This window comes from Oleiphilus sp. HI0123 (assembly GCF_001635315.1).
Genome location: NZ_LWGE01000464.1, coordinates 1 through 4,933 on the forward strand (window position 1 = coordinate 1; position 4,933 = coordinate 4,933).

Genomic DNA, 4,933 nt, shown 5'->3' on the forward strand with positions numbered 1-4,933 from the left:
AAAAGGCTTGGCGATCGGGTGGCTGGAGTGGTGTTCTAGTGCGGCAGCGATTTCAAGCGCTTTACTTTCTCCGCAGTGACTAAAAAGCTTCACACCAGAAATGCTGAGTTCACCTTTGGTTAGTGTCCCTGTTTTATCAAAAACAATATCGGTAATCTGGTTCATGGCTTCTTGCGCATGAGATTTGGTGATTAAGAAGCCTTTGCTGCGAAGGAATGTGTTGGCACTGGTCATTGCAGTTGGTGTTGCCAGAGATAAAGCGCAAGGGCAGGTAACAACCAAAACAGATAAAACAATGGTGAATACTTCGTCGGGGTTATTAAAGTACCAGTAGAGACCAACGACGCAAGCCGCGAATAGCACACCTGCTACAAAGTGGCTGGCAATTTTATCTGCCATTAATACGGTTTTGGGCTTCTCACTTGCTGCTTTATCAAGGAGCTTAATAATCGCTGCGACACGGCTCTCTTTGGGAGTAGCGGTAATGCGAACGAATAAGGTATTTTCGACATTAGCGGTGCCACCACTTACCTGAGCCCCAAGCGCTTTTTCAATGGGGAGAAACTCTCCTGTGAGGGCTGACTCGTCGACTTTGGAGACACCTTCAATAACCACGCCATCGGCAGGAAATACTTGGCCCTGTCTAACCACTAGTACCTCTCCAATTTCAAGCTGGTGAGCAGGTTTACTTTTTTCGCCATCTTCGGTTCTAATGATCGCTGTTGTAGGCAATAGTTTACCCATTTCGGCATCGCTGTTCAGGTGCTTATGGCGAGTTTGCATTTCCATAAACCGGCCAAGCAATAGGAAGAAGGTAAACATCGCAACTGAGTCGAAATAGACATCGGTCTCAATGCTTGCTTCGCTGTTTATCGTCAGGAAAGCACTGGCAAAAAACGCGGTCAGGATAGCGAGCGATACAGGGATGTCCATCGTTAAATGACGTGTTTGCAAGTCACGTAAGGCCGCTCGAAAAAATGGTAGCGCTGAAAAGCACACAACGGGTATGCACATTAACATGCTGACCCATCGAAAGAAGGAGATAAACTCGGCATCGATACCGCTATAGATGCCTAGATACAAGGGGACTGAAAACATCATGTTTTGCATCGCCGCTATACCAGCGACAGCGATACGAAACATTGCGCTGCGTTTCTCTTTCTCGGCAAGTTGTCTCGCTTTGTCTTCCTGATAGGGGAAGGCTTTGTAGCCTAGCTTGCGTATTTTAATCAGGATTTTGCTTAGCTTGATCTGTTCATTGTTCCAGCTAAGTAGCGCTTTGTGAGTCGTATGATTGATTGATAGATTTATCAGGCCGGGAAGTGAGCTGATTTCGCGCTCTAAGAGCCAAATACAAGCGGCACAGGTAATTCCTGAGATACTAAGTGCAGCATCAGACTGTTTGCCATCTACCGTAACAAAGTCAGTTTGTAGCGCCGGGTCATCATAAAGAAGTAGTTCATCGCGTTGTGCGTCGGTGAAGTCGTCGGGCTTTAATGAGGCTTCAGTGCGGTGTTGATAGAAGTTATCGAGACCACCAGAGACAATGGTTTCTGCGATCGCTAAACAACCATAACAACAAAACGATTGTTGTTCTCCGCCAATCTCAATCTTTGCGCTAAAGCCTTTTGGAATCTCTTCATTGCAGTGGTAGCAAGTCTTGCACATGTGTTGCCAACCTAGTCCTGCGACTTGCTAGCAGTCTCGTTATTTTCGGTGCCACCTATATTAAGCGTTACTTTTCCTGTCGGGAAGGTGACTTCTTCTCTAATCCGCCAGCTTTCGTCAAAGGCATAGAGGTCGACATATCGACGGCCATCAACTGGTGATGTTAAATCTCCAACAAACTGGCCTGATGGTGTCGGCAGAAGCTTGATAACTTGATCTTGGTCTCCCACGGTTGGGTGTAGAATCTTCAAGGTTAAAAAGGCTTGTTGTTGGAGAGTAGGGTGATACTTGTCACCGACTAGCTCAATAATGATGGCTTGATCAACAATTTCTAAGGTTGGTTTCAAGCCGAGGTCATCCGCCATATTATCTTGTTCAATCGTCTGGTTTATACCCATGCCATCCTTGTAATAGTTGTCGCTAACCAGAGTGTCACGACCAACAACAGCAACAGTTACCATAATGCTGCTGAGTATAACCGAAGCAATAGGTACGCTCAGGACAAACCAAAGCCACGGCTGTTTGAACCATGGTTTTTTAGCTTGTTCATCTTGTGCTGCTTTCATTTCATTACCTCGGTTGTGCTTAGTTAATTTCTATTGTGTCGCTTTATTCAGCGCTGCCTAAAAAGCGGCTTTCGCTTGATGCGACCAAGTCTGGGTTATCTGTAGCCTTGACGGTAATCTCAATATCATAGTGGGTGACTTCCATATGTATGGGGTCGACTTCTATGCTAGTTGGTTGAGTGTATACTTCTCCGGCTTTCACGGATACCGTAGTGGGTGTGGTAATCTTTATCCCTTCAATGCCTTTGACGGTAATGTCAAAATCATGGGGTTCATCGCTCATATTCATAACTTTGAGAATATAAGTGTTTTCGATTTTACCTAAACCCGTTAGCTGGTATAAAGCGCCCCGATCTTTTATTACGTCTAACTCTAGTGGAACACGTGTTGCAACGGAATAGGCAAACGCACCCATCATGCCGAGTAATAATACAGCGTAGGCAATGGCTTTGGGTCTTAGTATATGGCTCTTCTTACCGATGAGGGCATTCTCAGTGGTGTAGCTGATTAGACCTCGGTCATACTTCATTTTGTCCATGATTGAGTCACAGGCGTCGACGCATAAGGCGCAGCCAATACACTCATACTGAAGCCCATCACGAATATCGATGCCCGTTGGACAAACCTGTACACACATGCCGCAGTCAACGCAGTCGCCAAGGCCTTGTTCTTTATAATCAACATTACGTTTGCGGCTTCCTCTTGGGTCTCCACGACCTTTGTCGTAGGAAACAACAAGTGTGTCTTCATCAAACATTACAGATTGAAAGCGTGCATAAGGGCACATGTATAAACAAACTTGTTCACGTAACCAGCCAGCATTCAGGTAGGTTGCAACTGTAAAGAAGCCAATCCAGAATATTGCCCAGGCGTCGACTACACTAAAGGTGAACAGATCTGGAACTAACTCACGAATAGGGTAGAAATAACCGACAAAGGTCAGGCCGGTGCCAAAGGAGACCAATAACCAAAGAGTGTGCTTAAGGGTCTTTTTGATCATCTTTTCAGAGCTGAATTCCGCTTTATCAAGCTTCATTCGTTGGTTCCTGCTCCCTTCAACCTTTTCCTCAATCCACATGAAAATAAAGGTCCAGGAAGTTTGTGGGCAGGTATAACCACACCAGACGCGCCCAAAAAGGGTGGTGACGAAAAACAGACCGTAGGCACAAATGATTAGAAGCAGTGCTAAAAGAACGAACTCTTGTGGCCAGAATGTCATGCCGTAGATATGGAATTTACGTGCAGGGAGGTCGAAATGAACCAGTTGCTGGCCGTTGATTGATATCCAGCAAATTGAAAAGTACATGGCCATCAAGGCCCAGAGTGAAAACTTCCTGATTCGCTGAAAAAGACCGGCAATTTTTTTGACGTAGATTTTTTTTCGAGACTCGTAGAGCTCGACGGTCTTACTGACGTCTGCTTGCTTTGAATCTTGGCCGTAGACTTCCAGTTTCTGCGTACCGGGTTCGATATTTTGGGCTGGGATCTTCTTAGACATAGGCAACGGCTTCCATATCTAGTGGAGGAAAGGTTTCTTTTCTAGAAAGTCTGTGATGAGCAAAGGCTGTCTAGAGAAGAGATCTTATATTCTGTGAGAGTGGGCCTGGCTACTCAGCCAGGCCCACGAGTCTCAGACAGTCTTATTTGTTAGATAAGCTGTAAACGTAAGCTGCAAGTAGGTGAACTTTGTCTTCACCAAGTAGGTCTTTTTGTGCTGGCATTACGCCTGCTCGACCATAAGTGAGTGTTTGATTGATCTTAGATGCCGTGCCGCCGTAGAGCCAAACATCATCTGTTAGATTTGGTGCGCCGACGGCTTGATTACCCTTAGCCTCAGCCCCATGACAGGCTGCACAGGCAGTCTGGTACATCGCTGCGCCGGCATCAACAGCTGCTTTATCATCACTACGTCCACTAAACGAAAGTAAGTAATGAGTCATATTTTGTATGTCAGTTTTGCTCATAGCGGGATTTAAACCTTTGGCAGGCATTTGACCGTTTCGACCATACAGGAGGGTGGTTTTGATCGCGTCTGGACTTCCACCATATAACCAGTCGTGGTCAGTCAGATTTGGAAAGCCTAATGCGCCGCGACCTGTTGATCCGTGACATACTGAGCAGTTATTAGCAAACAAACGCTGTCCTACTTTCATTGCTTCGGCATCTTTGGCGAGTTCTTCAATTGGCTTTGCCGCGTAGGCTTTGAATATAGGTGTGTACTTTTCATCAGCTTCAGCAACTTCTGCTTCCCATTGACCGGTAGAAGACCAGCCTAAGAAACCTTGGAAGTTACCTAAAGTCGGGTACAGCAATGCGTATGCGAATGCAAAAACAACTGAACCGATAAACATATGGAACCACCACTTTGGAAGTGGATTATCGTACTCTTCGATCCCATCGAAGGCATGGGGCATCTTTTGTTCAGTCTCTTCATCTGTAGTTTGGCTTTTTCGGGTGGCTACTAGCAGCCATGTACTACCGATCAAAGTACCGATAATAATGACTGAGACCCATACACTCCAAAAACTAGTCATGTTCTTCTCTCTCTTTTTCGCTCAAGGTACGTTCCGCGATATCGTCATCCTGAAAGGGCAGGTTGGCTGCATCGTCAAAATCTTTTTTCTTTTTGCCGTTATAGGCCCATAAGCATATGGCGACAAAGGCGATCATGACCAAGATGGTAGATAGACCGCGTAACG

General features: G+C 45.8%; 5 protein-coding genes. All 5 read right to left on the reverse strand.

Features of this window, described 5'->3' with window-relative positions; translation table 11 throughout:
* On the reverse strand, window positions 1-1,668 hold a 1,668-nt coding region (locus tag A3761_RS04450; protein ID WP_068749893.1), incomplete at its 3' end, for a heavy metal translocating P-type ATPase.
* Between the two features lie 11 nt (window positions 1,669-1,679).
* Entirely contained in the window at window positions 1,680-2,234 is a 555-nt protein-coding gene (locus A3761_RS04455; protein WP_068514731.1) for a FixH family protein, read from the reverse strand.
* 43 nt (window positions 2,235-2,277) lie between these two features.
* On the reverse strand, window positions 2,278-3,732 hold the full coding sequence (gene ccoG, locus A3761_RS04460) for a cytochrome c oxidase accessory protein CcoG (protein ID WP_068514732.1): 1,455 nt from the start codon (window positions 3,730-3,732) through the stop codon (window positions 2,278-2,280).
* Between the two features lie 142 nt (window positions 3,733-3,874).
* A complete protein-coding gene (ccoP, locus tag A3761_RS04465) occupies window positions 3,875-4,768 on the reverse strand; it encodes a cytochrome-c oxidase, cbb3-type subunit III (RefSeq protein ID WP_068509683.1) in 894 nt (297 codons plus the stop codon).
* Window positions 4,761-4,910, reverse strand: coding sequence for a cbb3-type cytochrome oxidase subunit 3 (locus tag A3761_RS28755; protein WP_369808171.1), 150 nt, complete (start codon window positions 4,908-4,910; stop codon window positions 4,761-4,763). The genes ccoP and A3761_RS28755 overlap by 8 nt, the downstream gene beginning before the upstream one ends.
* Between the last annotated feature and the right edge of the window lie 23 nt (window positions 4,911-4,933).

What these genes read in the sequence shown, in the direction of transcription:
- A3761_RS04455 (WP_068514731.1), bottom strand. Translation starts at nt 2,234, where the DNA reads ATGAAAGCAGCACAAGATGAACAAGCTAAAAAACCATGGTTCAAACAG.
- ccoG (WP_068514732.1), bottom strand. Translation starts at nt 3,732, where the DNA reads ATGTCTAAGAAGATCCCAGCCCAAAATATCGAACCCGGTACGCAGAAA.
- ccoP (WP_068509683.1), bottom strand. Translation starts at nt 4,768, where the DNA reads ATGACTAGTTTTTGGAGTGTATGGGTCTCAGTCATTATTATCGGTACT.